This is a genomic window from Streptomyces sp. NPDC058691 (genome assembly GCF_042714775.1).
GTDB lineage: Bacteria > Actinomycetota > Actinomycetes > Streptomycetales > Streptomycetaceae > Actinacidiphila.
The window spans coordinates 69,034-94,960 of sequence record NZ_JBHXSO010000004.1 but is presented as its reverse complement, the minus strand read 5'-3'; the positions used below and the strand labels follow the sequence as shown (position 1 = coordinate 94,960).

At 73.7% G+C, this 25,927-nt stretch carries 26 protein-coding genes; 13 read left to right on the top strand and 13 right to left on the bottom strand.

The window, feature by feature from the left end:
- Positions 1 to 51: 51 nt before the first annotated feature.
- Both ACFWVC_RS04510 and ACFWVC_RS04505 read right to left on the bottom strand, forming a co-directional pair.
- A complete protein-coding gene (locus tag ACFWVC_RS04510; protein WP_384276976.1) occupies positions 52 to 780 on the bottom strand; it encodes a type 1 glutamine amidotransferase in 729 nt (242 codons plus the stop codon).
- A 31-nt stretch (positions 781 to 811) separates the two neighbouring features.
- Positions 812 to 2,050 carry a MurT ligase domain-containing protein gene (locus ACFWVC_RS04505; RefSeq protein WP_384276971.1) on the bottom strand — a complete coding sequence of 413 codons (1,239 nt, stop codon included), beginning with the start codon at positions 2,048 to 2,050 and terminating at the stop codon, positions 812 to 814.
- A 163-nt stretch (positions 2,051 to 2,213) separates the two neighbouring features.
- Between ACFWVC_RS04505 and def the strand changes: the two genes are divergently transcribed.
- Complete coding sequence (def, locus tag ACFWVC_RS04500; protein WP_384276967.1) at positions 2,214 to 2,759, top strand: peptide deformylase; 546 nt, start codon at positions 2,214 to 2,216, stop codon at positions 2,757 to 2,759.
- 14 nt (positions 2,760 to 2,773) lie between these two features.
- Here def and ACFWVC_RS04495 read toward each other — a convergent pair whose 3' ends face one another.
- Positions 2,774 to 3,424, bottom strand: a complete 651-nt coding sequence (locus tag ACFWVC_RS04495; RefSeq protein ID WP_384276962.1) for a TetR family transcriptional regulator — start codon at positions 3,422 to 3,424, stop codon at positions 2,774 to 2,776.
- A 125-nt stretch (positions 3,425 to 3,549) separates the two neighbouring features.
- Between ACFWVC_RS04495 and ACFWVC_RS04490 the strand changes: the two genes are divergently transcribed.
- Together ACFWVC_RS04490 and ACFWVC_RS04485 are read left to right on the top strand one after the other, a co-directional pair.
- A complete protein-coding gene (locus ACFWVC_RS04490; RefSeq protein WP_384276959.1) occupies positions 3,550 to 4,773 on the top strand; it encodes an acyl-CoA dehydrogenase family protein in 1,224 nt (407 codons plus the stop codon).
- A gap of 143 nt (positions 4,774 to 4,916) precedes the next feature.
- Complete coding sequence (locus ACFWVC_RS04485; RefSeq protein ID WP_384276954.1) at positions 4,917 to 5,063, top strand: hypothetical protein; 147 nt, start codon at positions 4,917 to 4,919, stop codon at positions 5,061 to 5,063.
- A gap of 372 nt (positions 5,064 to 5,435) precedes the next feature.
- Here ACFWVC_RS04485 and ACFWVC_RS04480 read toward each other — a convergent pair whose 3' ends face one another.
- Positions 5,436 to 7,523 (bottom strand): FUSC family protein, encoded by a 2,088-nt coding sequence (locus ACFWVC_RS04480; protein WP_384276949.1) that lies wholly within the window; start codon positions 7,521 to 7,523, stop codon positions 5,436 to 5,438.
- 579 nt (positions 7,524 to 8,102) lie between these two features.
- Between ACFWVC_RS04480 and ACFWVC_RS04475 the strand changes: the two genes are divergently transcribed.
- From ACFWVC_RS04475 to ACFWVC_RS04445, 7 genes are all read left to right on the top strand, one after another.
- Positions 8,103 to 8,639 (top strand): winged helix-turn-helix domain-containing protein, encoded by a 537-nt coding sequence (locus tag ACFWVC_RS04475; RefSeq protein ID WP_384276942.1) that lies wholly within the window; start codon positions 8,103 to 8,105, stop codon positions 8,637 to 8,639.
- 187 nt (positions 8,640 to 8,826) lie between these two features.
- On the top strand, positions 8,827 to 10,995 hold the full coding sequence (locus ACFWVC_RS04470; protein WP_384276935.1) for a SpoIIE family protein phosphatase: 2,169 nt from the start codon (positions 8,827 to 8,829) through the stop codon (positions 10,993 to 10,995).
- 137 nt (positions 10,996 to 11,132) lie between these two features.
- A complete protein-coding gene (locus tag ACFWVC_RS04465; RefSeq protein WP_384276929.1) occupies positions 11,133 to 11,756 on the top strand; it encodes an SRPBCC family protein in 624 nt (207 codons plus the stop codon).
- 98 nt (positions 11,757 to 11,854) lie between these two features.
- Positions 11,855 to 13,294 carry an NADP-dependent phosphogluconate dehydrogenase gene (gene gndA, locus ACFWVC_RS04460; RefSeq protein WP_384276923.1) on the top strand — a complete coding sequence of 480 codons (1,440 nt, stop codon included), beginning with the start codon at positions 11,855 to 11,857 and terminating at the stop codon, positions 13,292 to 13,294.
- A gap of 81 nt (positions 13,295 to 13,375) precedes the next feature.
- Positions 13,376 to 14,008, top strand: coding sequence for a uridine kinase (locus tag ACFWVC_RS04455; protein WP_384276917.1), 633 nt, complete (start codon positions 13,376 to 13,378; stop codon positions 14,006 to 14,008).
- Between the two features lie 52 nt (positions 14,009 to 14,060).
- Entirely contained in the window at positions 14,061 to 15,089 is a 1,029-nt protein-coding gene (locus tag ACFWVC_RS04450; RefSeq protein ID WP_384276910.1) for a GNAT family N-acetyltransferase, read from the top strand.
- A 252-nt stretch (positions 15,090 to 15,341) separates the two neighbouring features.
- On the top strand, positions 15,342 to 15,935 hold the full coding sequence (locus ACFWVC_RS04445; protein ID WP_384276904.1) for a lytic polysaccharide monooxygenase: 594 nt from the start codon (positions 15,342 to 15,344) through the stop codon (positions 15,933 to 15,935).
- A 119-nt stretch (positions 15,936 to 16,054) separates the two neighbouring features.
- On the opposite strand, the gene ACFWVC_RS04440 is transcribed toward ACFWVC_RS04445, so the two are convergent.
- The 3 genes from ACFWVC_RS04440 to ltaE all read right to left on the bottom strand — a co-directional run bounded on the left by ACFWVC_RS04440 (position 16,055) and on the right by ltaE (position 19,533).
- A complete protein-coding gene (locus tag ACFWVC_RS04440; RefSeq protein WP_384277684.1) occupies positions 16,055 to 17,290 on the bottom strand; it encodes a ricin-type beta-trefoil lectin domain protein in 1,236 nt (411 codons plus the stop codon).
- A 316-nt stretch (positions 17,291 to 17,606) separates the two neighbouring features.
- Entirely contained in the window at positions 17,607 to 18,254 is a 648-nt protein-coding gene (locus ACFWVC_RS04435; protein WP_384277677.1) for a L,D-transpeptidase family protein, read from the bottom strand.
- A 169-nt stretch (positions 18,255 to 18,423) separates the two neighbouring features.
- Positions 18,424 to 19,533: a low-specificity L-threonine aldolase gene (gene ltaE, locus ACFWVC_RS04430; protein ID WP_384276897.1), complete on the bottom strand. Its 1,110-nt coding sequence runs from the start codon at positions 19,531 to 19,533 to the stop codon at positions 18,424 to 18,426.
- A 295-nt stretch (positions 19,534 to 19,828) separates the two neighbouring features.
- On the opposite strand from ltaE, the gene ACFWVC_RS04425 reads away from it, so the two are divergent.
- On the top strand, positions 19,829 to 20,797 hold the full coding sequence (locus ACFWVC_RS04425; protein WP_384276891.1) for a DMT family transporter: 969 nt from the start codon (positions 19,829 to 19,831) through the stop codon (positions 20,795 to 20,797).
- Positions 20,798 to 20,816: 19 nt separating this feature from the next.
- On the opposite strand, the gene ACFWVC_RS04420 is transcribed toward ACFWVC_RS04425, so the two are convergent.
- From ACFWVC_RS04420 to ACFWVC_RS04410, 3 genes are all read right to left on the bottom strand, one after another.
- Positions 20,817 to 21,602 carry a hypothetical protein gene (locus ACFWVC_RS04420; protein ID WP_384276884.1) on the bottom strand — a complete coding sequence of 262 codons (786 nt, stop codon included), beginning with the start codon at positions 21,600 to 21,602 and terminating at the stop codon, positions 20,817 to 20,819.
- A 120-nt stretch (positions 21,603 to 21,722) separates the two neighbouring features.
- Complete coding sequence (locus ACFWVC_RS04415) at positions 21,723 to 21,911, bottom strand: hypothetical protein (RefSeq protein ID WP_384276880.1); 189 nt, start codon at positions 21,909 to 21,911, stop codon at positions 21,723 to 21,725.
- Positions 21,912 to 21,949: 38 nt separating this feature from the next.
- Positions 21,950 to 22,675 (bottom strand): hypothetical protein, encoded by a 726-nt coding sequence (locus ACFWVC_RS04410; protein ID WP_384276873.1) that lies wholly within the window; start codon positions 22,673 to 22,675, stop codon positions 21,950 to 21,952.
- Positions 22,676 to 22,771: 96 nt separating this feature from the next.
- Here ACFWVC_RS04410 and ACFWVC_RS04405 point away from each other — a divergent pair, with 96 nt between their 5' ends.
- Complete coding sequence (locus ACFWVC_RS04405; RefSeq protein WP_384276868.1) at positions 22,772 to 23,761, top strand: hypothetical protein; 990 nt, start codon at positions 22,772 to 22,774, stop codon at positions 23,759 to 23,761.
- Here the strand turns inward: ACFWVC_RS04405 and ACFWVC_RS04400 are convergent.
- Positions 23,734 to 23,949, bottom strand: a complete 216-nt coding sequence (locus ACFWVC_RS04400; RefSeq protein WP_384276863.1) for a hypothetical protein — start codon at positions 23,947 to 23,949, stop codon at positions 23,734 to 23,736. The genes ACFWVC_RS04405 and ACFWVC_RS04400 overlap by 28 nt on opposite strands.
- A gap of 112 nt (positions 23,950 to 24,061) precedes the next feature.
- Entirely contained in the window at positions 24,062 to 24,271 is a 210-nt protein-coding gene (locus tag ACFWVC_RS04395) for a hypothetical protein (protein ID WP_384276856.1), read from the bottom strand.
- Positions 24,272 to 24,437: 166 nt separating this feature from the next.
- Here ACFWVC_RS04395 and ACFWVC_RS04390 point away from each other — a divergent pair, with 166 nt between their 5' ends.
- Positions 24,438 to 25,475 carry a CobW family GTP-binding protein gene (locus ACFWVC_RS04390; RefSeq protein WP_384276849.1) on the top strand — a complete coding sequence of 346 codons (1,038 nt, stop codon included), beginning with the start codon at positions 24,438 to 24,440 and terminating at the stop codon, positions 25,473 to 25,475.
- Here ACFWVC_RS04390 and ACFWVC_RS04385 read toward each other — a convergent pair.
- Positions 25,460 to 25,921, bottom strand: a complete 462-nt coding sequence (locus ACFWVC_RS04385) for a hypothetical protein (RefSeq protein WP_384276843.1) — start codon at positions 25,919 to 25,921, stop codon at positions 25,460 to 25,462. The two genes, ACFWVC_RS04390 and ACFWVC_RS04385, sit on opposite strands and share 16 nt — an antisense overlap.
- Positions 25,922 to 25,927 lie beyond the last annotated feature (6 nt).

The following is a 25,927-nucleotide window of genomic DNA, read 5'->3' as shown; positions in this document are numbered from 1 at the left end:
CCCGCACTGCGGACACTCCCGGCCCGGGCCCCCGCTCCCGGTACCGCTGCTTCAGGAAGGCTGCGTGGCGGAGGCGATCCGCTCCGCGCGCAGCGCCTCGTACCACTGGTCGTCGACGGGCGGCAGCGCCCTGACGTCCATCGCGAGCTTGATCAGCATGTCCGCGATCTGGGGATTGCGGGCCATGACCGGGCCGTGCATGTAGGTGCCGAAGACGGTGTCGTTGTACGCGCCCTCGGTGCCGTCGCCCGTGCCGTTGCCGTTGCCGAACCGGGTGCGGGCCAGCGGCCGGGCGTGCTCGCCGACGTGCGTGATGCCCTGGTGGTTCTCGAAGCCGGTCAGCGGCGGCAGGCCGAGCGCGGGGTCGATGTCGGCCAGGACGTCGCCGACGCACCGCTCGCCCTCGCCGCGGACGCTGATCACGTCGAGCAGGCCGAGGCCGGGCTCGGGGCGGCCGAGGTCGTTGACGAACTCGTGGCCGAGGATCTGGTAGCCCGCGCAGACCGAGAACACGATGGCACCGTTGTCGACCGCCCGGTTCAGCCCGCCGTCACGGCGCAGCCGCTCGGCGGCCAGCCGCTGCGGCCGGTCCTCGCCTCCGCCGATCAGATAGATGTCGCCGGAGGTCGGGATCGGCTGGTCGGACCGGACGTCGATGCGGGTGACCGGGACCCGGCGCTGTCGCGCCCGGCGCTCGGTGACCAGCACGTTGCCCTGGTCGCCGTAGGTGCTGAGCAGGTCGGGGTAGACCCACACCAGGCGCAGGCTGGAGTCGCTCATGGCGTGTTCTCCTGTCGAAACGGGTCTTCGGTCAGTTGCCGACGCGGCGGCGCAGGTCCTGGAACGCGGTGTAGTTGGCGATGGCCTCGATCCGGCCCTGCGGCGATGTGCGCACCGCCTCGTCGAAGTCCGCGCACACCTGGAACCGCAGCCCGGCGACCTCCAGCCGGACCGCCAGGTCCAGCTTGCGGTCGCCGATCACGCTGATCGGGTGCCCGGCCAGCCGGGTGTAGTCCACGTCCCACAGCCAGGAGGTGTCGGTGCCGTCGGCGCCGCGGGCGTTCACCGAGAGGATCACCGGCGTGGGCGGCCCGTCGATGAGCGAGAAGGTCTCCAGCCAGCCGGCCGGGTTCTTCGCCAGCAGCAGCCGCACGTCGCGGCCCTGGAACTGCACCACGTCGTAGCGTCCGGCCACCGCCTGGACCTTGTACATCCGCTCCAGGGCGACCTTGGGGTCCACGCCGAAGGCGGCCGCCGCGGCGGCCGAGACGGTGGCGTTGGACTTGTTGGCGCGGCCGGGCAGCTGCAGCTGGATCGGCCAGGCCGAGCCGTACGGGTCGATCACGTGGTCGCCGGACAGGGCCCACGTCGGGGTGGGGCGGCGGAAGCCGCACTCGCCGCAGAACCAGTCCTCGGAGGGGCGCTGGAGCACACCGCCGCAGGAGGGGCAGGACCAGGCGTCGTCCTTCCACTCCTGGCCGGCCGCGACCCACACCACGGTCGGGCAGGAGGAGGCCGCCCAGGTGATCAGCGGGTCGTCGGCGTTCGCGATGATGATCGCGTCGGTGCCGGCCAGGCCCTCACGCCACTTCTCGGCCAGCATGCGCGTCTCGGCGGCCCGGTCGAGCTGGTCGCGGGAGAGGTTCAGCAGGGCGATGGCCTTGGGGCGTACGTCCCGGGCGACACCGGCCAGGTACTTCTCGTCGACCTCGATCACGCCGTAGCGGGCCTCGGAGCCGCCCGCCAGGGCCGAGGTGATACCGGCCGGCATGTTGGCGCCGAGCGCGTTGGAGACGACCTCCCCGTTGGCGCGCAGGGCCTCGGCGAGCAGCCGCGTGGTGGTGGTCTTGCCGTTGGTGGCCGAGACGAGCACGACGTCGAGGTGGGTCGCCAACCGGGCCAGCAGGTCCGGGTCGAGTTTGAGCGCCACCCGGCCGCCGATCACCGATCCGCTGCCGCGTCCCGCCGCCCGCGATACCGCCGCCGCGGCCTTGCCCGCCGTCACGGCCAGCTTCGCCCGCGGCGACAGTGGCTCCGCGTTGCCTGCCATCGTCTCCACCATCCTCCTCGCGTCCGGCCCCGGTCGCCCTCCCCGGCGGTCCGCCGGGGCGCGCGCCCCGGCCTTCGCACCGGCCGGAAGGCATCGGTCGCCGATCAGCCTATCCACTTCCCCTACCGGCGCTGAAACGAGCCGCCCCCGTACGCTGGCCCGCATGCCACATGTCACCATCCCCGGCAGCTCCGGGACCGTCCGTCCGATGCGGCTGCTGGGGGATCCCGAGCTTGCCGCGCCCTGTCGCGAGGTGACCGCTTTCGACGCCGAACTCGCCACGCTCGTCGAGGACTTGTTCGCCACGATGTACTCGCACGACGGGGTCGGACTGGCCGCGAACCAGATCGGTGTCCCGGTCCGGGTGTTCGTCTGGGACTGCCCGGACGACGAGGAGACCCGCCACCTCGGCCATGTGGTGAATCCGCGGGTGACGCACATCGGCGGCGTCACCGTGACCGGCCACGAGGGCTGTCTGTCGCTTCCGGGCGTGCACGCGCCCACGCCCCGGCACGACGAGACCGTCGTCGAGGGCTTCGACCTGCACGGCCGGCCGGTGCGCGTGGAGGGCACCGGATTCTTCGCCCGCTGCCTGCAGCACGAGTGCGACCACCTCGACGGCGGCCTCTTCACCGACCGGCTCACCGGCCTGCGCCTCCGGCGGACGCTGCGCGCCGCCCGCCGTGCCCCGTGGGCGGTGTCCCGCTGACGCCGCCGGGGGGCTTAGAGCAGCGGTGCGCCCGGGCGGTCGCCCACCGCGGCCAGCCGGCCCCACAGCAGGTCCGCCAGGTGGCGCACCAGCACATCCCGCGAGCAGGGGCGTTCGCCGAGCCACCAGTCGCCGGCGGCGTGCATCATGCCGACGATGCCGTGGCCCCAGACCCGGGCCGCCACCTGGCCCTCGGGGCCCAGGTCCAGCCGTTCGGCGATGAAGCGGGCGAGCTCCTCGCCCATGCGGCGCAGCACCGGGGCCGAATGGCGGCCGACGTCGAAGCCGCGCTCGCCCTCGCCGGGGTTCTCCGCCGGGTGCATCAGGAAGCGGTAGACCTGGGGCCGGGCCTCGATCGCGCCGAGGTACGCGTGCAGGGTCGCCTCGACCCGGTCGCGGCGCTCGTTGGGCGCGTCCAACGCGGCCCGCAGGTTGGCGAGCAGCGCGTCGGTGTGACGGATGGCCAGGGCACGGTAAAGACCGCTCTTGTCGCCGAAGTGCCGGTACAGAATGGGCTTGGTGATGCCCGCCTCGGCGGCGATCGCGTTCATGGACGCCTCCGGGCCGTCCCGCAGCACGACGCGGTCCGCGGCCTCCAGCAGCTCCCTGCGGCGTTCCTCCGCCGCGGTGGCCGTTCGCTGGTCCTGCCGCTGGCTGGTACCCACCCGAGCCTCCCCGCCCGTTCGATTTCTCCCGTCTGCGCAACGTAACACCCCAGGTCCGGTTGACATTGCTTACCGGCCGGTAACACACTGGCGTTACCGCAAGTAACCAGCACGTGGAGGGGACGATGGGCGAGTTCACGCTCGAACTCAACGACGACCAGAAATCGGTGCGCGACTGGGTCCACGGCTTCGCGGCCGACGTCATGCGCCCGGCTGCGGCGGAGTGGGACGAGCGCGAGGAGACGCCCTGGCCGGTGATCCAGGAAGCCGCGAAGATCGGCCTGTACTCGCTGGACTTCTACGCCCAGCAGTACTTCGACCCCACCGGTCTGGGCATCCCGGTCGCCATGGAGGAGCTCTTCTGGGGCGACGCGGGCATCGGCCTGTCCATCGCCGGTACCGGGCTCGCGGCGGTCGGCGTCCTCGCCAACGGCACCGAGGAGCAGATCGGCACCTGGATCCCGCAGATGTACGGCGACGTCGACGACGTCAAGGTCGCCGCCTTCTGCTCGTCCGAACCGGACGCGGGCTCCGACGTCAGCGCCCTGCGGACCACCGCGGTGTACGACGGGGCCAAGGACGAGTGGGTCATCAACGGCACCAAGACCTGGGCGACCAACGGGGGCATAGCCAACGTCCACGTCGTGGTCGCGGTCGTCGACCCCGCGCTGGGGTCCAAGGGCCACGCCTCCTTCATCATCCCGCCGAACACCCCCGGGCTCTCGCAGGGGCAGAAGTTCAAGAAGCACGGCATCCGCGCCTCCCACACCGCCGAGGTCGTCCTCGACGGCGTCCGCGTCCCCGGGCACTGCCTGCTCGGCGGAAAGGAGCGGCTCGACGAGCGCCTCGCCCGGGCCCGGGAGCGCGCCGCGGGCGGAAAGCGCGTCAAGAACGCCGCCATGGCCACGTTCGAGGCCTCCCGGCCCGCGGTCGGCGCGATGGCGGTGGGCACCGCCCGCGCCGCGTACGAGGTCGCCCTCGACTACGCCACGACCCGCACCCAGTTCGGCCGCCCCATCATCGACAACCAGGGCGTCGCCTTCCAACTCGCCGACATGCGCACGCAGATCGACGCCGCCCGCCTCCTGGTGTGGCGCGCCTCCTGGATGGCGATCGCCGGCAAGCCCTTCACGTCGGCCGAGGGCTCGATGTCCAAGCTCTTCGCCAGCGAGACGGCCAAGAAGGTCACCGGCCAGGCCATCCAGATCCTCGGCGGCAACGGCTACACCCGCGAGTACCCGGTGGAGCGCATGCACCGGGACGCGGCTATTTACACCATCTTCGAGGGCACCAGCGAGATCCAGCGCCTCGTCATCGCCCGCACGCTCTCGGGCGTGCCCATCCGCTGACGAGCCGCTCCGCGGAGGTACCCCGACGCGGCGCTCGGGGGCGTCACCGCGGCCTTCGGTGGCGCCCCGCTGCGCGTAATTTCGCCCGACGCGAGGGTCAGTTGTGGGGTCAACCGGTCGCCGCGGAGGTCAGGACGGGGCGGATGGGCATGACCGTGGTGGCGGTGGGCGCGGTCGTCAGCGGCGCGGGATCGAAGGGCGTCAGCGGTCGTGGCGCGATCGGCGCCCGCCTGCCGCCCGGGATCGCGGCAACGCGTCGCACGCGCCGGCTGCTCTTCTCCGTCCTGTAGGGACGGCGAGCGGCAGGCCGGCGCTTTGGTGCCGTGCCGCCGTTCGCTCCCGCGCCGCAGGCTGTCGCTGTGCCGCCGCGAGCCGTATGCCCGCCTTCCGCCGCCAGTGGCTGACGGCGACGGTCGCCTCGGGTCCCTCGTCGGCCGTATGCCGCGCCTACCGCGGGGTCCGTCGGCGGCGGGCCGGGTGGGGCACCGTGGTGTGGCGGTGGGCGCGGTCGGCGCCCGCCTGCCGCCCGGGATCGTGGCACCGCGTCGACGCGCTTCCGCTGCCCTTGTCCGTCCTGTAGGGGCGGCGAGCGGCAGGCCGGCGCTGGTGCCGTGTCGCTGTGCGTCGCGTACCGGCGCGGGCCTCACCTGGGTCACGCGCCCCTACGGGGCGCTTCGGCGGCGGGACGGGCGGGGGCGGGGGAGGGGGCGGAAGGCGGCTTCGAGGTCGTCGAGGGTTTCGACGAGGAGTTCGGCGCTGCGGCGCACCACGCGGTCCTCCGCCGACGGCGACCAGCGGTCCAGCGCCGTCCGCATGCCGGAGAAGTCCGGCGGGCGCCGGGCGCGGACCGCGGCGGCGCCCTCGGCCGTGGCGTCGCGCAGCGCGGCGGCGAAAGGGACGGCGTCCGGTACCGGGGGAGCGTCCGGCGCGGGGATGTGGGCCTCCATGAGCATCGGGACGCGGCCCAGGGCCGAGAGCGCGGCGTCCGCGGCGTCCGCGGAGCGCCGGGACAGACCGCGGCCGCGGACCGGCTCGGCGTTCGCGCGGGCCACGGCCTGGTCCCACGCGAGGGCGGCGGCACGGGCGTCCAGTAGCGCGGAGCGCACGGCCTCACGGCGGCCGCTCGCCGGAGCGCCGTGCGCGTCGAGGGCCGCGGCGGCGTAGCGCCCGGTCGCCTCGATGCGCTCCGCGAGCCGGTCCCGCAGCCGGGGCGTCTCCCACGCGGGGAAGACCGCGTACCCCGCCATCGCCAGCAGCCCGCCGAGCAGGGTCAGCAGGACCCGCTCCGGCACGGTCTGCGTCCACTGGACGCCGGCCATGCCGAGCAGGAACACCACGTACGAGGAGACCGCCACCTGGGAGACCAGGTAACCCGTGCGCATCAGCAGGTACAGCAGGGCGACCGAGAGCAGCGCCAGGGCCGCGCACAGGTACGTCCCCGGGGAGAACGCCTGCATCACGCCGGTCGCCACGGTCACCCCCGCCAGCGTGCCGACGAAGCGCGCCACGCCGCGCGCGTACGTCTGCGAGAAGTCCGGCCGCATCACCATCACCGAGGTCATCGGCGCCCAGTAGCCGTGGCCGAGCGGCAGCGCGGCTCCCAGGGCGTAGCCGGCCGGGGTGACCGCCGCGAGCCGGATCGCGTGCCGGAGGACGGGGGAGTCCAGGCGCAGCTCCCGGCGTACCGTGCGGACGGTCAGCGGTACGAGTTCCCGCAGCGAGGGGCGCCGCAGGTGCGCGGTGTCCACGCCGACGGAGCCCTCGCGGCCGGTCGCGGAGGACACGGCCTCGCTGAGCAGCGTGATCAGCCGCAGGCCGGTACGCCGGGCGGGCCCGGTGAGCCGATCCTCGGGTCCGGGGTCGACCAGCACCACGGCCTCGGCCTCCGCCGGCACCCGTACCGGCTCGGCCTTGCGCACCGCCCGCGCCACCGCGTCCAGCACATCCGCGGCGGCCGCCAGCAGCTGACGGGCCCGGTCGCGTTCGGGCCCCTCGGCGGCCGCGCCGACCGCCGGGTCCGCCAGCGAGGCCAGGACCGGGCGGATGCGCTCGGCCAGTACGCGTTTGCCCCGCAGCGCCGCCGGCCGGCGGCGGGCCTGGCGGGGCGTCACCGTGGCGGCGCTGCGCGCGGTCATCAGCGGCACGGGATCGAACGGCGCGACCGGGTCGTGCCGCAGCCGGCGTGCGTAGTCCGCCTCCGCCGCGAAGGCATCGGCCAGGGCGTCGCGCTGCGGGCCCCACCGCCGCAGGGGGAAGATGACGATCAGCGCGGCCTGCACCGCGCCGCCGGCCGCGATCACCGCCGCGTGGCCCAGTGCCGACTCCGCCGACGTGGGCAGCGTGATGACGACCAGCATCACCGCGACCGTCAGCGACGACACCAGGCCCGCCGTCGGGCCCAGCGCCCACGCCGTGCCCGACAGGAACGCCCAGACCGCGAGCAGCACCACGAACAGGGCCCAGTGCGCGCCCGCGAGGTAGCCCAGGAAGGTGCTCACCGCCAGCCCGGCACCGGTCACCAGCGCCAGCACCGGCCGCGGGCGCCAGCTGCGCTGGAAGGTCGCCATGCCGGAGGCGAAGGCCCCGAAGGCGGAGGCCGCGGCGACCACCGGCGAGGCCAGCCACAGCGTCACGCCGACCACGACGGCGACGCCCGCCGCGCCGCGCAGGGCGATCAGCGGCTCCAGCCTGGCGCGCTCCGGCCGCAGCCCCGCACGGGCGGCACGGCCCACCGCGCGTAACCAGCTCATGATCCGAAGGATAGGACCGGGAGCGCCGGGTAAGCGCAGCGCAAGATCGGTTCCGGCGAGTCCCGAGGAGGAAGATCTGCCATGACCGCCCTTGCCCGCGCACCCCGCGCGACCGTGCCTCCTGTGCCGTCCCCGAACCCCGTGCCGCCCTTCCCGCCCGATCCGTTGCCGCCCTCGCCACACCCGGTGCCCGGCCCCGCGCCGGACCCGCTGCCCGAGCCGCCGTCGCGGCCGGATCCCGATCCCGCGCCCGAACCGCAGCCGGAGCCTCAGCCGCTGTGACGAAGGGGGCCGAACGGCCGGGGTCGCGTAATCGCGTTCACGGTGGGCGGGGCCCGTGGTTCAATGGTTTGCATGGCCAGCCTCACTGACACCGCGACAGGTCGCAGCGACCTCGAGCCGTTCTGGCCGTCTCGGCAGCAGTATCAGTTCGACCGGGAGTGTTGTCGCGCGGTTCCCGCGCGGACCCCGGCCCACAGCTGACGCCCCCGATCCACGGCTGCCGCCCGCTGTCGGTGTCCCGGTCGTCCCGCGCAAGACGTCGTCCCTGACTCCTTCGCGCGAAAGAACCGAGACCCCATGTCCCTCACTCCTTCCGTTCCCGTGCCGGCACCCGGCCGCCAGCGTCTGCGCGCCGTCCGTCCCGGCGAGGTCCCGCCGCCCGTTCCCGACTTCCTGCCGCCCGGCGCCACCTGGCTGCCCGCCCCGGGGCATGTGATCCCCGAACTGGCTGGGCAGCCCCCGATGGTCGGCTATCTCGTCCTCGTCCCCGCCGAGCAGGTGGTCCCCGCGCCCGAGCCGCCCGCCACGACCACCGCGGCGGCGCCGCTGGTGCGCGTCGACACCGAGCGGCGGGTCGCCCAGGTGCGCGGCCGCACCCTCGACCTCACGTATCTGGAGTTCGAGTTGCTCGCCCACCTGGTCGCCCACCCGCACCGGGTGCACACCCGCGACCAGCTCGTCACCACCGTCTGGGGCTACGGCCATGTGGGTGACGGTCGCACCGTCGACGTGCATATCGCCCGGCTGCGCCGCAAGCTCGGGCCCGGCCACCGCGACAGCATCGTCACCGTGCGCCGGGTCGGCTACAAGTACGCCCCGCCCGCGGCCGGCTGAGGCACCGGGAGCCGCGCGGGCCGGTCCCGCGGCCGGCCCGTGACGCCGCCGGGAGCCCCCGTGGCCCCCGGCGGCGTCCTCTTTTCGCACGCGTAACGTCCGCGGCATGTCACCCCACCGGACTATGGGTACGCTGTCCCCATTTCCGGCGCGGCCCGGCGCGGCGGAGGCGGGTCCGGAGGGCGTGATGGCTGAGTCTCGGGAGTGGGCGCCCCCGGCATCCGGGATACCCGTGCCGGCCGGCTGGCCGGCCTCCGCGGCCACGCACATGGCGCTCAACGGCGTGGGCGGTTTCGACTGGGACCTGGACCGCGACCGGGTGCATCTGGACGCCCAGGCGCTGCGCGTACTCGACGTGCTCCCCGAGGAGTTCGACGGCGGCCCGCGGGCCATGCTGTCCCGGCTGGCGCCGGACGAGGCCGCCGCCGTCGACCGCACGGTCAAGCAGGCGCTCGCCGAGGGCCACGCGTCCTGGGGCGTCTACAGCCGGCTCACCCGGCGTGACGGGTGCCGAGGCTGGATCCGCCTGCGGGGGCGCGTCGTGCGCGACGACGCGGGCCGGGCCGGCCGCGTGATCGGCGTCGTCATCGACGCCACCGACGAACTCGCCCAGGCCGCGGCCTGTCTGCGCGAGGAGGAGGACCGGCCGACCGAGAGCAACCTCGTCGTGGAGGTGACCGCCTCCCTGGCCCGGGCCGTGACCGTCCGCGATGTGACCGCCGCCCTGACCGGCAACCGCAGGATGGACCGCCTCGGCATCGCCAGCCTCTTCCTCGGCCAGGTCGAGGGCGGCCGGGTGCACGTGGTGAGCGACGCCAAGGAGACCAGCTGGGTCCCCGAACTCCAGTACACCCGCATCGACGACGACTACCCGATGAGCGAGGTCGTCCGCACACTGACGCCGCGCTTCATCACCTCGCCCGAGGAATTCGCCCGGCGCTACCCGGGGTTGTGGCCGCACATCGAGCCGCTCGGCCCCTCCGCCGCGGCCTATCTGCCGCTCATCGCGCAGGGCAAGCCGATCGGCGCGCTGGGGCTGCTCTACCGGCACAAGAGCACGTTCTCCCCGCAGGAGCGCGACCTGCTCATCGCACTCGGCGGCAGCATCGCCCAGAGCCTCCAGCGGGCGATGCTGTTCGACCAGGAGCACGACATCGCGCAGGGCCTGCAGACCGCCATGCTGCCGCGCACGATCCCGGACGTCCCGGGCGCCGGGATAGCCGTGCGCTACCGCTCCGCGCGGCTGGCCCGGGACATCGGCGGCGACTGGTACGACGTCGTGGCCGTCCCCGGGGGCAAGGTCGCCGTCGTCATCGGCGACGTCCAAGGGCACGACACCCACGCCGCCGCCGTCATGGGGCAGTTGCGGATAGCGCTGCGCGCCTACGCCGCCGAGGGCCACCCGCCGGCCAGCGTCATGGCCCGCGCCTCCGCCTTCCTGCACGAGCTGGACACCGACCGCTTCGCCACCTGCCTGTACGCCCAGGCCGACCCCGCCACCGGCGCCACCCTCGTGGTCCGCGCCGGGCACATCGACCCGCTCGTGCGGCAGGCCGACGGCTCCGTCCGAGTGCTGCCCACCTCCGGCGGGCTCCCGCTCGGCCTCTCCGCCCAGTTCGGCCTGCCCGAGTACCCGGTGACCGCGGCCGAACTCGCTCCGGGCGAGACGCTTCTGATGTTCAGTGACGGACTCGTCGAGCGGCCCGGCGCCGACCTCGACGACGGTGTGCGGCTGCTGGCCGGGGCGCTGCGCGACGGACCGAGCGGTTTGCAGAACCTCGCCGACCACCTGACCACCGTCATGGGCGAGCCGGCCACCGAGGACGACATGGCGCTGCTCCTGCTGCGCCGGGAGGGCGACGTCGCCCAGCCCCCGGCCCGCCGGCGGCACCAGCACGTCGCCCCCGGGGACCCGCGGGCGCTCGCCGAGGCCCGCGCCATGGTCCGTGACGCCATGGCGGAGTGGGACATGTCCGACCGGGCCGACGAGGCCGAGCTCGCAGCGGACGAACTGATCACCAACGCCCTGGTGCACACCGACGGCGGCGCCGTGCTCACCCTGCGTCTGCTCCCCGACCCCGACCCTGACCCCGACCCGGCCTCGGTCACAGCCCCGGCCGCGGCCCCGGCGCACGACGACGCCGGCCCCACCCGGCGGGTGCGGGTCGAGGTGCACGACCTGGCCGCCAACTGGCCGCGTCGTCGCCGGCCCGGCGACGACGAGCTGTCCGGCCGCGGGCTGCTGCTGGTGGACCGGCTCGCCGATGCCTGGGGCGTGGAACCGCACGGCTCCGGAAAGTCCGTGTGGTGCGAGTTCCACGGCCCGCTGCGGCCCTCGGATACCCCGGCTGGCTGAAAGCACGCCCCGATGTCCTCCCCGAGGACGTTTTGGCCGGTCACGGGCCCCGGATTCACCCGTACGGCTCACCCGCCACGACACGCCGCCGTTTCCGCCGCACGCTGTCGGTGAGGAGCCAAGAGGGAACTGCTCACATGCTGGCCGCGCCGGCACCGGGGAGGTCTGCGATGCCGACGGTGTCTACAAGCGTGATCGTCACCCGAACCGTGGAAGAGGTTTTCGACTTCCTGGCCGACGCTCGCAACCTCCAGGTGTGGAGTTCGGGCGTGGCCGCCGTCTCGACGGAGTGCGTGGCACCGGGGGAGCGGGCCGTCTACCGCTACCACTACCCGGGCCGCCACCGCGAACACCGCCTGGTCTGCTCGGTCTACCAGCCCTGCCGCAAGATCACCTACCGCGGACGGCGGATGTGGAGCCCCCTGGGCACCCAGGTCCCCGAGTACGCCTTTCGCATGCTGCCCCACACACAGGGTTCGTTCGTGCAGCTCAGCGTCACCAGTACGCTCGGTGGGGGCATGTTGCTGCTGGCCCCCTTTCTCGGCTGGGCATGGCGACGCGACCTCCCGGAGGACGCGCGCCGGCTCCGCGAGGCGCTGGGCAGCCCCATGGTGGCGCCCCCGCAGCCGCCCCCGCCGGCCGGGCAGGTACGTGCGGGCGCCCCGCGCGCGCCGGCTGCCGCGGCGGTGCTCCCGGCGGCCGCCCTGCGTCCCGCGCTCCCGCGCGTAGCAGGTCAGGACCGCATAGGTACGGGCACCTGACGGATCCGCCCGAAGTTCCCTCGATCCGGGTACTTCGCTGACAGGCTGGACGCCGTAGGTGCCCCACCCCCGCACGACAGAACAGAGAGGACCCGCAGATGGCGGAGCAGGCCCGCATCGGCGTCACCGGACTGGCGGTCATGGGCCGCAACCTGGCCAGGAACCTCGCGCGGCACGGTCACCCGGTGGCCCTGCACAACCGCACCCCGGCGAGGACGCGGTCCCTGGTCGAGGAGTTCGGCGGCGAGGGCGAATTCCACCCCGCGGAGACCCTCAAGGAGTTCGTCGACTCCCTCGAACGCCCACGGCGCATCATCATCATGGTCAAGGCCGGTGCCCCCACCGACGCCGTGATCGACGAACTGGTGCCGCTGCTCGAACCGGGCGACATGGTCGTCGACGGCGGCAACGCCGACTACCGCGACACCCGGCGCCGGGAGAAGGCGCTGCGCGAGCAGGGTCTGCACTTCGTCGGCACCGGCATCTCCGGCGGCGAGGAGGGCGCGCTCAACGGCCCCTCGATCATGCCGGGCGGTTCGGCCGAGTCGTACGAGTCCCTCGGCCCGATCCTGGAGGACATCGCCGCCAAGGTCGACGGCGTCCCGTGCTGCACGCACGTGGGCCCCGACGGCGCCGGGCACTTCGTGAAGATGGTGCACAACGGCATCGAGTACGCCGACATGCAGCTCATCGCCGAGGCGTACGACCTGCTGCGGCACGCCGCGGGCAAGCGGCCGGGGGAGATCGCGGAGATCTTCCGGACCTGGAACTCCGGGCGTCTGGAGTCGTACCTCGTGGAGATCACCGCCGAAGTGCTGGCGCACACCGACGCGGAGACCGGCAAGCCGTTCGTCGACGTCGTCCTTGACCGCGCCGAGCAGAAGGGCACCGGTCGCTGGACCGTGCAGAACGCGCTCGACTTCGGCGTCCCGGCGTCCGGCATCGCCGAGGCCGTGTTCGCGCGCTCGTTGTCCGGCAGCACCGAACTGCGCGAGGCCAGCGGCGGACTGCCCGGACCGGGCGAGACCTGGCTCGACAGCGCGGCGAGCGACCGCTTCGCCGACGACGTCGAGGAGGCGCTGTACGCCTCGAAGATCGTCGCGTACGCCCAGGGCTTCAACCTCATCCAGGCCGGCAGCGCGGAGTTCGGCTGGGAGGTCGACCCGGGCGCCATGGCCACCATCTGGCGCGGCGGCTGCATCATCCGGGCCCGCTTCCTCAACCGGATCAAGGAGGCGTACGACTCGGAGCCCGGCCGCGCCACGCTGCTGACGGACTCCCACTTCGCCGACGCGCTCGGCTCCGCCCAGGACGCCTGGCGCCGCGTCGTCACCACCGCCGCCCAACTGGGCGTCCCCGCACCCGGGTTCTCCGCCGCGCTCGCGTACTACGACGCGCTGCGCGCGGACCGGCTGCCCGCCGCGCTCGTCCAGGGGCTGCGGGACTTCTTCGGGGCGCACACCTACGGCCGCGTCGACAAGCCGGGCGCGTTCCACACGCTGTGGGGCGGCGACCGCTCGGAGATCTCCGCCGGCTGACCCCCAGCCTGCCGATCGGACCTGCCTGTCCACCCGCCCCCGCGAGGGCGGGTGGACAGGCAGGCCCGGCACAATGGGGGCGTGCGACTGACCCCCGTGAGCTGGGAACGGCTGACCGAAGCGCTGGCCGACCGCGTGGCGCAACTGAAGCCCCAGGACGGGGGAGAACGCCCGCGCGTGGCGGTCGACGGAGCTCCCGCGGCGCGCCCCGAGGCTCTGGCGGAAGCCCTCGCGGACGCCCTGCGGCTGCGCGGGCGCCCCGTGCTGCGGGTCGGCGCGCGCACGTACTGGCGGCCCGCGTCGCAGCGCTACGAGCTCGGGCGCCGGGACCCGGACGCCTACTACGACCGCTGGCTCGACACCGGCGCGCTGTGGCGCGAGGTGTTCGACCCGCTCGCGCCCGGTGGCAGCGGCCGGGTACTGCCCTCGCGCTGGAACCCGGAGACGGACCGCGCGACCCGCGCGGCGTACGAGGAACTGCCGCCCGGCGGCGTGCTGCTCCTGGAGGGCGCGCTGCTCCAGGGGTACGGGTTCCCGTTCGACCTGAGCGTGCACCTGCGGATGTCGCAGGCGGCGCTGGCCCGCCGGACCCCGGAGGAGGAGCGCTGGACGCTCCCGGCGTACGAGCGGTACGAGCGGGAGGCAGCGCCGGGCGAGACCGCGGACATCCTCGTCCATACCGACGACCCCCGGCATCCGGCGTGGACGGGCTGACCGGGCGTCGCTTGCAGCCGCCCCACGGCGACCGTTAGCGTCCCGGAGCACCATGACTGTCGCCATAGCTCCGCTGACCACCGAGCACGTTCCTGAGGCCGCCGCACTGCTGGACCGCTGGTACGGGAAGGCGAGAAGAGGGCTGCCGCTCCAGCCCGGACGGGCCGCGGCCTCGCCGGGCGGCGAGGAACTGCTCGGGAAGATCCTCGCCGGGCCGGGCACGGAGGCGGTCGCCTCGCGCGGCGGCGACGGGGCCATGACCGGGTACCTCGCGGCGACCCCACTGGATCTCGCGGACGACGACCGCGCGGCGCTGCGCGCCTACCCCCGCTCGGCGCTGGTGGGGTACGGCGGGCACGCCCTGCGCGGCGGCCGGGAGGGACAGGGGCTGCGGGACGACGTGCTGCGCGGGCTGTACGCGACGGTGGCGCAGCGGCTGGTCGCGGACCGCCGGTATGTGCACTACGTCGACCTGCCCGCGGACGACGAGGCGGCGCTCGCCTGGTTCCGGTGCGGTTTCGGGCTGGAACGGGTCCGCGGCTTGATGGCGGTGCGGCCCAAGGGCCGCCAACCGCGCGGTGTGGACGCGCTGTCGGTGCGCCGGGCGGGGCCGGGGGACCTGGACCGGATCGGCCGGATGGCGGTCGAGGCGGCCCGCGCCGACCGGGGCTCCGCGGTGTTCCGCCCGCAGCCGGAGCCCGCGCTCGCCACGCTGCGCACCCACTACGCGGGCGCGCTGGCCGATTCCCGCAGCGGCGCGTGGGTCGCGCTCCGGCGGGGCGAGGAGATCGGCATGGTCGTGCTGATCCCGGCGGAGCCGGGCCCGGTGGTGCCGGAGGGCTGCGTCGAGTTGGTCGAGGCGTACGTGACGCACGTCGCCCGCGGCGAGGGCATCAGCCGGGTGCTGCTGGCCACCGCGCTGGCGTGGGCGTACGACCACGGGTACCGGCACATCACGGCGAGCTGGTCCGCGGGATCGCCGGTGTCGGCGGCGAACTGGCCGGCGGTGGGGTTCCGCCCCGTGGGGTACCGGCTGCAGCGGGTGCTCGACCCGAGGATGTGGGCGACCCCACACCGCTGAGGAATTCGGTGGTTCGGGGCACCCTCCTTGACTGTTAAACTATCTTTGGATCGCGCAGCGAGGAGAATCGTTTCCGCTGACGCACCCCCGTGACTGCCCCGGCCAGATCCCCCCGTCCTGGCCGGGGCTTCTCTTTTTGGTCTGGACATGACCAACTCTTCAGAGTAACTTCACTATTGGTCCAGACCAAGTCGGTCCTGCAGGCTCCGCAACTGCTCTCAGAACTCCCCCACGTTCTCCGAGGAGCGAAGCATGCCCAGAAAACTCGGCGCGGCCGTTGTCGGCCTCGCCCTCGCCGGACTGTCCGTCCTGGCCACCGGCAGCGCCTACAGCCACGGCTACACGGATTCCCCGATCAGCCGTCAGAAACTGTGCGCCAACGGCACGGTGACCAACTGCGGCGACATCCAGTGGGAGCCGCAGAGTGTCGAGGGCCCCAAGGGCTTCCCGTCGCTCGGCCCCTCCGACGGCACCATCTGCGCGGGCGGCAACAGCCGGTTCGCCCAGCTCGACAACCCGCGCGGTGGTACCGGCTGGCCCACCACCAAGGTGACGGGCGGCCAGAACTACAGCTTCCGCTGGCAGTTCACCGCCTCGCACGCGACCGCCGACTTCAAGTACTACATCACCAAGCAGGGCTTCGACCCGAGCCGGCCGCTGACCCGCTCCGCGCTCACGCTGACGCCCTTCCTGACGGTCAACTACAACGGGGCCCGTCCCCCGGCGACCGTCACCCACCAGGGCACGATCCCGACCGGCCGCACCGGGCGCCACATCGTGCTCGCGGTGTGGACCATCGCGGACACGGGCAACGCCTTCTACGCCTGCTCCGACGTGCAGTTCTGATCCCCCCACGGTCGCGCCGCCGGGTTCGCCGATCCCCCCTCGGCGGCCCGGCGGCGTCGGTGTTCCCGGGGTCCTGCCGTGCGGAGCACCGGTGACCGGCGCTCCGCACGTTCAGGGGGTCAGCCCAGCGTCCACTTCTGGTTCGCGCCGCCGGTGCACGTCCACAGTTGCAGCCGGGCGCCGTTGGCGGAGCTGTTGCCCGTGACGTCCACGCACTTGTTCGCCTGCGGGTTGACGAGGTCGTGGGCGGCGGACAGGGTCCACTTCTGGTTGGTGCTGCCGGCGCAGTCCCACAACTGGAGCTGGGAACCGTCCGCGGTGCCGAAGTCCTTCACGTCCAGGCACTTGCCGAGGGCTCGCAGGGTGCCGTCCGCGGCGGCCGTCCACTGCTGGGCGGCCGAGCCGTTGCAGTCGTAGAGCTGGACGGGAGTGCCGTTGGCCGGGTTGGCGCCGGCGACGTCGACGCACTTGCCGGCCAGGCCCGTGATGCGCCCGGTGCCGCCGCCGCCTCCGCTGTCCGCGGTGGTGACGCGCACGTAGTCCACGACGAGCTGCTGCGGGAACGAGGTGCTGCCGTCCGGGTCGCCCGGCCAGTAGCCGCCCACCGCGAGGTTGAGGATGACGAAGAACGGCTTGTTGAACACCCACTGCCGGCCACCCAGGTCGGCGGGGGTCCGGCGCTGATAGACGGTGCCGTCGACCGACCAGGTGATGGAGTCGGGGCTCCAGTCGATGGCGAAGGTGTGGAAGGCGTCGGCGAAGGCCTGGCCGCCCGGGAGGGTGTAGCCGGCGCCGATGCCTCCGGACCCGGAGTAGCCGGGGCCGTGGAGCGTGCCGTGGACGGAGCCGGGCTCGAAGCCGACGTTCTCCATGATGTCGATCTCGCCGCTGGCCGGCCAGCCCACGTTGCCGATGTCGTTGCCCAGCATCCAGAACGCGGGCCACATGCCCTGGCCGCGGGGGAGCTTCATCCGGCTCTCGACATGCCCGTACGTGGTGGTGAAGTGGCCGGAGGTGTTCAGCCGGGCCGAGGTGTACTGACAACTGCCGTACCAGCACTGGTATCCGGCGGGGTTCTCCTTGCGGGCGGTGATGACCAGGTGGCCCTGGCCGTCGAGGGCGGCGTTGCGGTTGCCCGCGGTGTAGTACTGCCGCTCGTGGTTGTTGACGTTGTCGCCGGTCTCGGTCTGCCACTTGCCGCCGTCGACGCCGCCTCCCGCCGGGCCGTCGAACTCGTCGGCGAAGGTGGTGACGGCCGCCGCGGCGGCGGGGGCGGGCGCCGGGGCACCGCTCGCGGGGCCCGCGGTGGTGAGGGCGGCGAGGGCGAGGAGGCCGGCGGTGGCGGTGGCGAGCAGGCCGCGGACGCGCGGGCGTCGTCGCGGGCGTGGGGGGAGTGCCTTCACGGGCGCTGCCTTTCGTACTGCTGTGGGGGAGTCATGCACCTGACATGTGAACGGAGGGAGAGGGGCCCGGCCGGGTGGGGCATGGGGGAATGCGGGAGGCCCATCCGCCTTTGTTCAAGGCTTAGTTCACGCCGTGATTGAACTGCCGGGTCAAGAGCCCGTCAAGAGGTCTGGACCAAGAAGAACGGGCCCGCGCGGGAATCCCCGCACGAGCCCGCCGCCCGCCGCTACCATGCCCCGGCGTGCGCCCGCTCTGGTCCGGCGTCCGTCAGGTGCCGGGCTTGCGCCCGTACACGTACACGTCGTCACCGGTCTTGAGCATGCTCCAGTACTTCTTCGCGTCCCCCGAGCGCATGTTCACGCAGCCGTGCGAACCCGGCGGGGACCACACGCTCCCCGCGATCGAGTGGAACGCCTCGCCGCCGTCGAAGAACTGGCTGTACGGCATGGCGACGTGGTAGATCGTCGAATAGTGGTCGATGTGCCGCCAGTAGATCTTCTTCAGGCCGGTCCGCGTCTCGTAGCCGTTGCGGCCCGTGCGGACCGGCACCGGCCCGAACTTGAGGGTCTTGCCGTCCTGTATCCAGCTCAGCTGCCGGGTCAGGTCGACGCAGGCGATGCGCCCCTTGTTCGTCGGGCACTTGCCCGCCTTGTTCGGCGTGTGGCCGGCCGCCTTCTGGGCGTTCATGATCTTCATGACGCCCCAGGTGATCGGCCCCGCGTAGCCCGCGTTCGGGTAGATGCCGTACTTCGTCTGGAAGGCGCGGATCGCCTTGCAGTCCGCCGACGACTGCTTCCCGTCCACGGGACGCCCGAGGAACTTCTCCACTTGCTTCTGGTACGGCCCCTTGCTCGCCGTGCAGGCCGAGGCGGCGTGCGCCGTGCCGCCCCCCGCGACGACCGGAGTCACCGCCATCACGGCCACCGCGAGGGCCGCCCCCGCGCGCCGTCCCGCTGACGCTCCCATTCTCATGGTTCCCCTTCCCCACGTGACCGCCATGCGGCGGCCTCACTCCTTAGGACATCCGGGAGCGGGGGGAGGTTGCGGTGACGGGACGACGTTCCACGTCAACTGCGTTGGGTGCTCAGCGGGTTGGGGTCCCCTCCAGTGCCTCGCGCACCATGCGCACCGCCCGCTCCGTGTCCTCGCGGGTGATGTCCAGATGGAACACGAAGCGCAGCCGCCCCGGGTAGGCGCCGCACAGCACTCCGCGTCGCGCGAGGCGGGCTCGTACCTCGTCGGCGGTCAGCCCCGGCGCGGGCTCGGCGAAGACCATGTTGGTCTGCGCGGGTTCGACGACCAGCCCCGGAACGTCCTTCAGGCCCTCCGCGAACAGTGCGGCGTGCGCGTGGTCGTCGGCCAGTCGCGGCACGTGGTGCTCCAGCGCGTACAGCGCCCCCGCCGCCACGACGCCCGCCTGCCGCATGCCCCCGCCCAGCGCCTTGCGCCAGCGCACGGCGCGCCCGATGAACTCCCGTGAGCCCAGCAGCGTGGAACCGACCGGGGCCCCAAGGCCCTTGCTGAAGCAGACCGAGACGCTGTCGAAGTTCCCCGCGATCAGCCGCGCCTGCTCGAACGGGTCACCGCCCGCGGCCACCGCGGCGTTGAACAGCCGTGCCCCGTCCAGGTGCGTGGACAGCCCGTGGTCCCGCGCGAGGCCGGTGGCCGCCCGCAGGTAGTCCAGCGGGATGGGACGGCCGCCGATGGTGTTCTCCAGGCAGAGGAGGCGGGTGCGCGGGAAGTGGGGGTCGTCCGGCTTGACCGCCGCCGCGATGTCCGCCAGGTCCAGCGTGCCGTCCGCGCGGTGCGCCAGCGGGTTCGGCTGGATGCCGCCCAGCACGGCCGCGCCGCCGCCCTCCCAGCGGTAGACGTGGGCCGACTCCCCGGCGATGTACTCGTCCCCGCGACCGCAGTGGGTCAGCATCGCGATCAGGTTGCTCTGCGTACCGGAGGACACGAACAGCGCGGCCTCGAAGCCCAGGCGTTCGGCGATCCGCTCCTGCAGGGCGTTGACGGTGGGGTCCTCCTTGAAGACGTCGTCGCCCACCGGGGCCTCGGCCATGGCCTGGCGCATCGCGTCGCCCGGCCGGGTGACGGTGTCGCTGCGCAGGTCCACGACCCTGGCGGGGGCATCTCCGCTGAATTCACTGAATTCGCTGACTTCACTCACATCGGTGGCATCGGTGATCGGCATGCGCTCAGCCTGCCATGCCCGTCGCGCAGGTCAGCGGCCGGTCCGGGGCCTGCCCCGGACCGGCCGGAGACCGGCCGGAGACCGGCCAGAGACCGGCCAGGGACTGGCTCGGAGCCGGTACGATCGCCGGGTGAATCCCTACTGGCACGTCGTCCTGCCGCCGCTGTGCGCCTGACCGGGCGCACTCACTGAGGCTTTTGACCCGCGCCCCCGGCAGGCCACGCGCCACCCGGGGCCGCACCGGTGCGCCCGCTGCGAATCCGCTCGTTCCGATTCGTGACGAAAGGCCGCATCCGTGCCTGATCTCCCTTCCACCGTCCCCTCCGCCCCCGCACGCCCGCCCGCGGTCCGGCCGCCCGTCGGCCGTGACCGGTTCACCCAGGGCGTCCTGCCGATCCTGACCGCCGCTCTGCTGTGGGGCACCACCGGGACCGCCGCCTCCTTCGCACCCGCCGGCGCGCCTCCGGCGGCGGTCGGCGGCGCCGGTCTCGTCCTCGGCGGGCTGCTCCTGCCGGCCGGCGCCCGGGGCGTCCCGGCGCTGCTGCGCTCCACCGGGCGCAACCGCCTGCCGCTGCTCGCCGTCGGCGCCCTCGCCGTGGCCGGGTATCCGCTCGCCTTCTACCCCGCGGTCTCCCGCACCGGCGTGGCCGTCGCCACCGTGATCGCGCTCGGCAGCGCTCCGGTCTTCACCGGACTGCTGGCCTGGGCGGCCCGCCTCCACCGCCCGGGCCCGCGATGGACGGCCGCCACCGCGACGGCGGTGCTCGCCTGCGCCCTGCTGGTCCTCGGCGGGAGCGGCGGCACCGATGGCATCGGTGGCGGGGCCACCCGCACCGATGCCGTGGGTGTCGCCCTCGCGGCCCTGGCCGGGCTGTCGTACGCCGTCTACTCACTCGTCGGCGGCCGGCTCATCGGGGCCGGCCAAGCCCCCGGCGCGGTGATGGGCGTCCTCTTCGGCGCGGCGGCGGTCCTCACGCTGCCGGTCGTCCTGGCGTCGGGGGCGATGACGTGGCTGCCGACCATGCGCGGCGCGGCGGTCGTGCTGCACCTCGCGCTGCTCACCACGTTCCTCGCCTACCGCCTCTTCGGCCACGGTCTGCGCCGTACCCCCGTCGCCGCGGCCACCACCCTCACGCTCGCCGAGCCCGCGGTCGCCGCCCTCCTGGGCGTCGCCGTGCTGGGCGAGCGGCTCGGCCCGCTGTCCTGGACGGGCCTCGGTGTGCTCGGCCTGGCCCTGGCGGTGCTCTCCCGCGGGGAAGGATGAGGGCCGGCCGGCGGCGGCGTCAGGAGGAGTGCTGGAGTGCCTGCGGCCCGGCGTACAGCGCCGCGAAGGGGTGGCTCGACGCCGCGCCGCCCGCCTTCCGCGACAGCGGCAGCCACAGGGAGAGGTTCAGGCTCGTCCGGTCGAACACCTTGCGCGCGCCGAGTTCGCCGCCGGCGCGGCCCGCCTCGCCGGCGTCGAGACGTTCCAGCGCGGCGAGGGCGTCGTGCACCGCGGCCTTGGCCGACGTGGAGTCCGCCGTGCCGACGCGGAGCAGTCCCATCTGCCGTTCGTCCGGCTGGTGCAGCAGCCAGACGCTCGCCAGTCCGTGCGCGGAGGACTCCTCCAGGACGGCCGGCCACACACCCTCCAGGACCCGGTCCGCGCCCTCCTGGCCGGGGTACGCCCAGCGTTCCAGCCGGCTCACGTGGTGTGCCGAGGCGAGCGGCCGGAGATCGTGGGCGCCGGCCACCCGCCAGACGTGGCGGTCGACGTGGGAGAAGAACGGCCGGTTCCAGAAGGTGACACCGGGCTCCAGTTCGAGCTCGTCGGTGAAGCGTCCGTACGCGACGGCGTTCTCCCAGGTGTCGAAGAGATAGCGGCCGCCGACCTGGTTGACGCCGAGGGCCTCGTCCGTTCGCAGGGGCAGGTATTTGTGGTGCATGCCGGGGCGGCCGTCCATGGCGGGACGGTCGCCCTCCGCCAAGCCGGCGATCTGCTGGACCGACAGGTCGCCGGGGAGGTCGAAGTCGGACGTGAAGGCGGCTTCGGCGGCGATCCGTCCGGTGGGGTAGTCGCGTATGTCCACGAGTGTCCTTTCGCGTCCCGCCGGGCGTGACGGCCGCGGACCGCATGGCGCGCCTGTCCGCCCGTGCGGGCGGGTCACTCGGGCCTTCGGTACGGGCGGTCCTTCAGGCGCCGCCGCGCCTCACTCCGGCGTCGGCGGGAGATCGTCCTCCACGCGTTCGCCCTCCGCCTGGGAAGGGGTGGTGTGGGGGACGTCGGGGTGGATTTCCATCGTGCTGCGTTCAGCGGGGTCGTACTCCCGCTCGCCCTCCGCCTGGGAGGGGGTCTGCAGGTAGACGCGGGGATCGGTTTCGGAAGTCCCGGAGCTCATGGCGCTCCTCCTTCTCCGGATCCCTCCATCGTGCTCCTTCAGGCGCGGCGGGGCGAAACCAGCAGGAAGGAGGCCCGGCCGCCGCGGTCGCGGTGGAGCGTGCACTGCCACCCATGGCGTTCCAGCGGCACGCGGCACCCCTCCAGCGCGGCCTCGGCGGGGTCGTCGCCGGGGGAGGGCCAGGAGACCTCGGCGACACCGTCCTGCGCGGCGGCGGGGGTCACGGCGTAGCCGGGCCGCGCCGGGCGGCCGGAGTCGTCGCGGGCCGCCGGCGGGAGGCCGGCGGCCTCCAGGGCGAGGGCGACGGCGTGGACGTACCGGTCGCGTTCCCAGGGCGCCGGGCGGCCGGTGTCCCCGTCCAGCAGGACGCGCCGGATCTCCAGCAGGCCGGACCAGGCCGCCGCGACCTCGGCGGCGCGCCCGGGGCCGCCGGTGCCGGGCCTGCCGGTCCCGGGACCGAGTCCGTCGTCGGCGGTGAAGCCGGACGGCGCGGCCCCTTGTTCGCGTTGTTCGCGCGGTTCGTGTTGTTCGTGTGCCGGGCCGCCGGCCTCCTGCACGGGCCGCGCCGCCGGGAGTTCGGTGCGGGCCAGTCCGGCGCGGACGCGCAGGCCCTCCGGGGTGAGGTAGTGGCCGCCGGTGCGCCCGTACCGGACGGCGAGGCCCTGCTTGGCCAGTGCCTCGCAGGTGGCCTCCCGCGCGTCCAGCAGCCCGGTGTTCGGGTCGGACTCCAGGAGGGCTCTGCGCTGCGCGGCGGTCAGGGGCATGAACCGCAGCCTATGTGCCTCACATAGGCCCCTGGAATGCCCTACACTCGAAATTCGAGCAGACGTTCGAACGGAACGGTGGAGGCGGGCGCGACCATGGTCGAACCGGAGCGGTACCAGGACCAGGACCCGGGGCCCTGCGTGCTCTACATCCGCTGCGGCGGCACGGACCCCGCGACGCTCACCGCACTGGCCGGGCTGGTCGGCCAGTTCACCCCGATCGTGCGCGTCGAGCGGCCGGACGCGGTCGTGGCCGATGTGCGCCCCGCGGTGGGCTTCTACGGGCTGCTGCCGGAACAGCTCGCCCTCATGATCAGCACCCGCGCCTCCGCGCTGTACGACGGGGGTCTCACGATCGGCGTCGCAGGCAGCCGCACCGTGGCGTACATGGCCGCGTACGCCATCCTGACCGGCCGCATCCGTGCCGTGGGCGCCGATCCCGGGGCCGTCGCCGACTTCCTGCGCCCCCAGCCCGTCGCGGCCCTTCCCGGGATCACCGCCGACACCGTCCGCGCCCTGGTCGCGGCCGGGCTGGGCACCGTCGGCCGGGTGGCCGCCGCCCCGCTGCCCGAGGTGCAGCGGATCCTCGGCGCCGGCCCCGGGCGCGCGGTGTGGGACCGCGCCCACGGCGTCGACGAGGGCCCCCTCACCCCGGAGTCGCCGCCCGGCTCGCTCGCCGCCGACCGCCTCTTCACGGCCGACGCCACCGACCGGGGCGCGCTCAGCCGGGCCGTCATCGAACTCGGCCTCGGCCTCGGCGACCGGCTGCGCGGCACCGGCCGTACGGCGACCGGCCTCACCCTCACCGTCCGGCTGGGCGGCGGGTCCTCGGTCAGCCGCAGCCGTACCCTGCCCGCCCCTACCTCGGACCCTGGCGAGCTGGCGGAGGCCGCCTTCGCGATGCACGAGGCACTCGGCGCGCACCAGGGTCCCGTGCGCGCGGTGGCACTGCGGGCGGAAGGGCTGTCGGCCGACGGGGCCGCGCCCGCCCGTCCCGTGCCCGCGGGCGCCGCACGGGGCCGTGCCGTCCTGCCGTCCGCCTTCGCGGTGCACCCCGGTCAGGAGGAGCGCCGGATGTCCTCCTGAACCGCCGCCTCCAGGAGGGCGGCCATCAACTCGCGGCCGTCCAGCGGCCTCGGCTGCGGGGACCGCCGGGCCCTCGCCATGTCCGCGAAGCACGGGTCGCAGACGGCGAGCGGGACGTGCGGGATGCCGCAGTCACGGACGGTGTCGTCCCCCCGCCCGCAGACATCGCAACGCCAAAATGCCGCCACATGTTCGATGGTGCCCCGTCGGGACGCTTCGCAACAGTGCGCGACCGGCCCGCGACGCGACGTCAACCGCCTTAGCATCGCGGGCCGTTGGCCTCCGCGGTGTCATGCCGCGCTATTCGTCACCGATCACCCGCAGCGTGTGCGCCCGCAGCGCGCAGGCCACCATCCCGTCGGGCGTGTGCCGCAGTTGCGGTTCGGTGGCCGGGTGGTGCCCGGAGATCAGGTCGACGATGCGGTAGGCGGCCTCCTCGTCCTCCGCCGCTATGCACACCAGCACCGTGCCGTGCCCCGCACCGGGCGTGGCGTCCGTTCCCTGTGCCATGCGTCCCCTCCGTCCGTCTCGGTCCGTCGCCGTCACGGTGGACGCGTCGGAAGACAGCGGCGCCGGTGCCCCGGTTCTCCTGCCGCGGGCCGTTCACCCACACGAAGCACCGTGCGGTGCGCGGGGCTTACGATGAGTGGCCGCAGCCGTACCCGGAGAGGAAGCCTTGGCCAAGCAACGGATTCCGGTCGTCGTCCTCGCGGGATTCCTGGGTTCGGGAAAGACCACGCTCCTCAACCACCTGCTGCGCACCAGCGGCGGGACCCGCATCGGCGCGATCGTCAACGACTTCGGCAGCATCAACATCGACGCCCTGTCGGTGGCGGGCCAGGTGGACTCCATGGTCGCCCTCGACAACGGCTGTCTGTGCTGCGCGGTCGACGCGACCGAGATGGACGACATGCTCGCCCGGCTCGCCCGCCCCCAGGCCCGGATCGACGTCATCGTCATCGAGGCCAGCGGGCTCGCCGAACCCCAGGGCATGATCCGGCTGCTCCTGGCCAGCACGAACACCGCCATCACCTACGGCGGCCTCGTGGAGGTCGTCGACGCCGCCGAGTTCGAGGCCGTCCGGGCCCGCCATCCCGAACTCGACCGCCATGTGCGCGCGGCCGACCTCGTCGTCCTCAACAAGACCGACCGCGTGGACGCGGAGGCGCTCGGCCGGGTCCGCGACACCCTCACCGCGCTCGCCCCTGACACCCCGCTGGTCGAGGCCGCCCACGGCCGCGTCGAACCGGACCTGCTCTTCGACCCGCGGCCGCGCCCGGCGGACGACGCGCCCGCGCGTCAGCTCTCCTTCGAGGAGCTGTCCGCCGACCACCACCCGGGCGGCGACCACGAGGGACACCTCCACGCCGCCTACGAGAGCGTCGAGTTCACCTCCGAGGCGCCGCTGCACCCGCGCCGCCTGACGGAGTTCCTCGACAGCCGCCCCGCCGGACTGTTCCGGATGAAGGGCTTCATCCGCTTCGCCGCGGCCGGTCACCCGCAGAAGTTCACCCTGCACGCCGTGGGCGGCTTCCTGCGTTTCACGTCCTCCGCGTGGACCCGCGGGGAGCCCCGGGCCACCCGCATCGTCATGATCGGTTCCGGGCTGGACGCGGGCAGCCTGCGCGAGCGGCTCGACGCCTGTGTCGCCGACCCGGCGACCGAGGTCCCCGAGGACGCCATGCTCGGCGTGCTGCGCTACGTCCGTCCTTGAGGCGGCGGCCGCCGCAGCGCCTCCCGGCACGCCATGCGGGCGCACAGCGCGGCGCCCGTGAGCGGCAGCAGCGTGAGGAAGACCCCGGTCGCCCAGGTCATGACGCTGTGATTGGTGGCCTCGTGGGTACCCCACCAGGTGCGCACCACGGACACCACCTGTCCCGGCTTGCCCGGATACCGCACCGACACCGGATCGTGGGCCGAGGCCGGGGGCGCCGCCGGCCCGATCGGCCGGCCGGTGCACGCGGCCGGCGACCGCCCTCGCTCCCCGTTGCGCTTCTCGCACTCCAGAAGCACGACGCGCTCCTCCCGGCCCAGCGCCCCGGACTCGAACGCCCCATGGGCGGCCGTGAAGGCCGTCACCGCCAGCAGCAGCGCGGTGAGCAGCGACCACACCAGGCAGACGTTCATTGTGCTGCCACGCCTGCGCCGCTTCACGAGCACACCATC

Coding starts and splice junctions, on each gene's coding strand:
- ACFWVC_RS04410 (WP_384276873.1), bottom strand. CDS start 22,675: ATGCCCCTGACCGCCGCGCAGCGCAGAGCCCTCCTGGAGTCCGACCCG.
- ACFWVC_RS04435 (WP_384277677.1), bottom strand. CDS start 18,254: ATGGCGGTGACTCCGGTCGTCGCGGGGGGCGGCACGGCGCACGCCGCC.
- ACFWVC_RS04470 (WP_384276935.1), top strand. CDS start 8,827: ATGGCTGAGTCTCGGGAGTGGGCGCCCCCGGCATCCGGGATACCCGTG.
- ACFWVC_RS04450 (WP_384276910.1), top strand. CDS start 14,061: ATGACTGTCGCCATAGCTCCGCTGACCACCGAGCACGTTCCTGAGGCC.
- ACFWVC_RS04505 (WP_384276971.1), bottom strand. CDS start 2,050: ATGGCAGGCAACGCGGAGCCACTGTCGCCGCGGGCGAAGCTGGCCGTG.
- ACFWVC_RS04475 (WP_384276942.1), top strand. CDS start 8,103: ATGTCCCTCACTCCTTCCGTTCCCGTGCCGGCACCCGGCCGCCAGCGT.
- ltaE (WP_384276897.1), bottom strand. CDS start 19,533: ATGCCGATCACCGATGCCACCGATGTGAGTGAAGTCAGCGAATTCAGT.
- ACFWVC_RS04480 (WP_384276949.1), bottom strand. CDS start 7,523: ATGAGCTGGTTACGCGCGGTGGGCCGTGCCGCCCGTGCGGGGCTGCGG.
- ACFWVC_RS04415 (WP_384276880.1), bottom strand. CDS start 21,911: ATGAGCTCCGGGACTTCCGAAACCGATCCCCGCGTCTACCTGCAGACC.
- ACFWVC_RS04465 (WP_384276929.1), top strand. CDS start 11,133: ATGCTGGCCGCGCCGGCACCGGGGAGGTCTGCGATGCCGACGGTGTCT.
- ACFWVC_RS04490 (WP_384276959.1), top strand. CDS start 3,550: ATGGGCGAGTTCACGCTCGAACTCAACGACGACCAGAAATCGGTGCGC.
- ACFWVC_RS04405 (WP_384276868.1), top strand. CDS start 22,772: ATGGTCGAACCGGAGCGGTACCAGGACCAGGACCCGGGGCCCTGCGTG.
- ACFWVC_RS04395 (WP_384276856.1), bottom strand. CDS start 24,271: ATGGCACAGGGAACGGACGCCACGCCCGGTGCGGGGCACGGCACGGTG.
- ACFWVC_RS04485 (WP_384276954.1), top strand. CDS start 4,917: ATGGGCATGACCGTGGTGGCGGTGGGCGCGGTCGTCAGCGGCGCGGGA.
- ACFWVC_RS04510 (WP_384276976.1), bottom strand. CDS start 780: ATGAGCGACTCCAGCCTGCGCCTGGTGTGGGTCTACCCCGACCTGCTC.
- ACFWVC_RS04445 (WP_384276904.1), top strand. CDS start 15,342: ATGCCCAGAAAACTCGGCGCGGCCGTTGTCGGCCTCGCCCTCGCCGGA.
- def (WP_384276967.1), top strand. CDS start 2,214: ATGCCACATGTCACCATCCCCGGCAGCTCCGGGACCGTCCGTCCGATG.
- gndA (WP_384276923.1), top strand. CDS start 11,855: ATGGCGGAGCAGGCCCGCATCGGCGTCACCGGACTGGCGGTCATGGGC.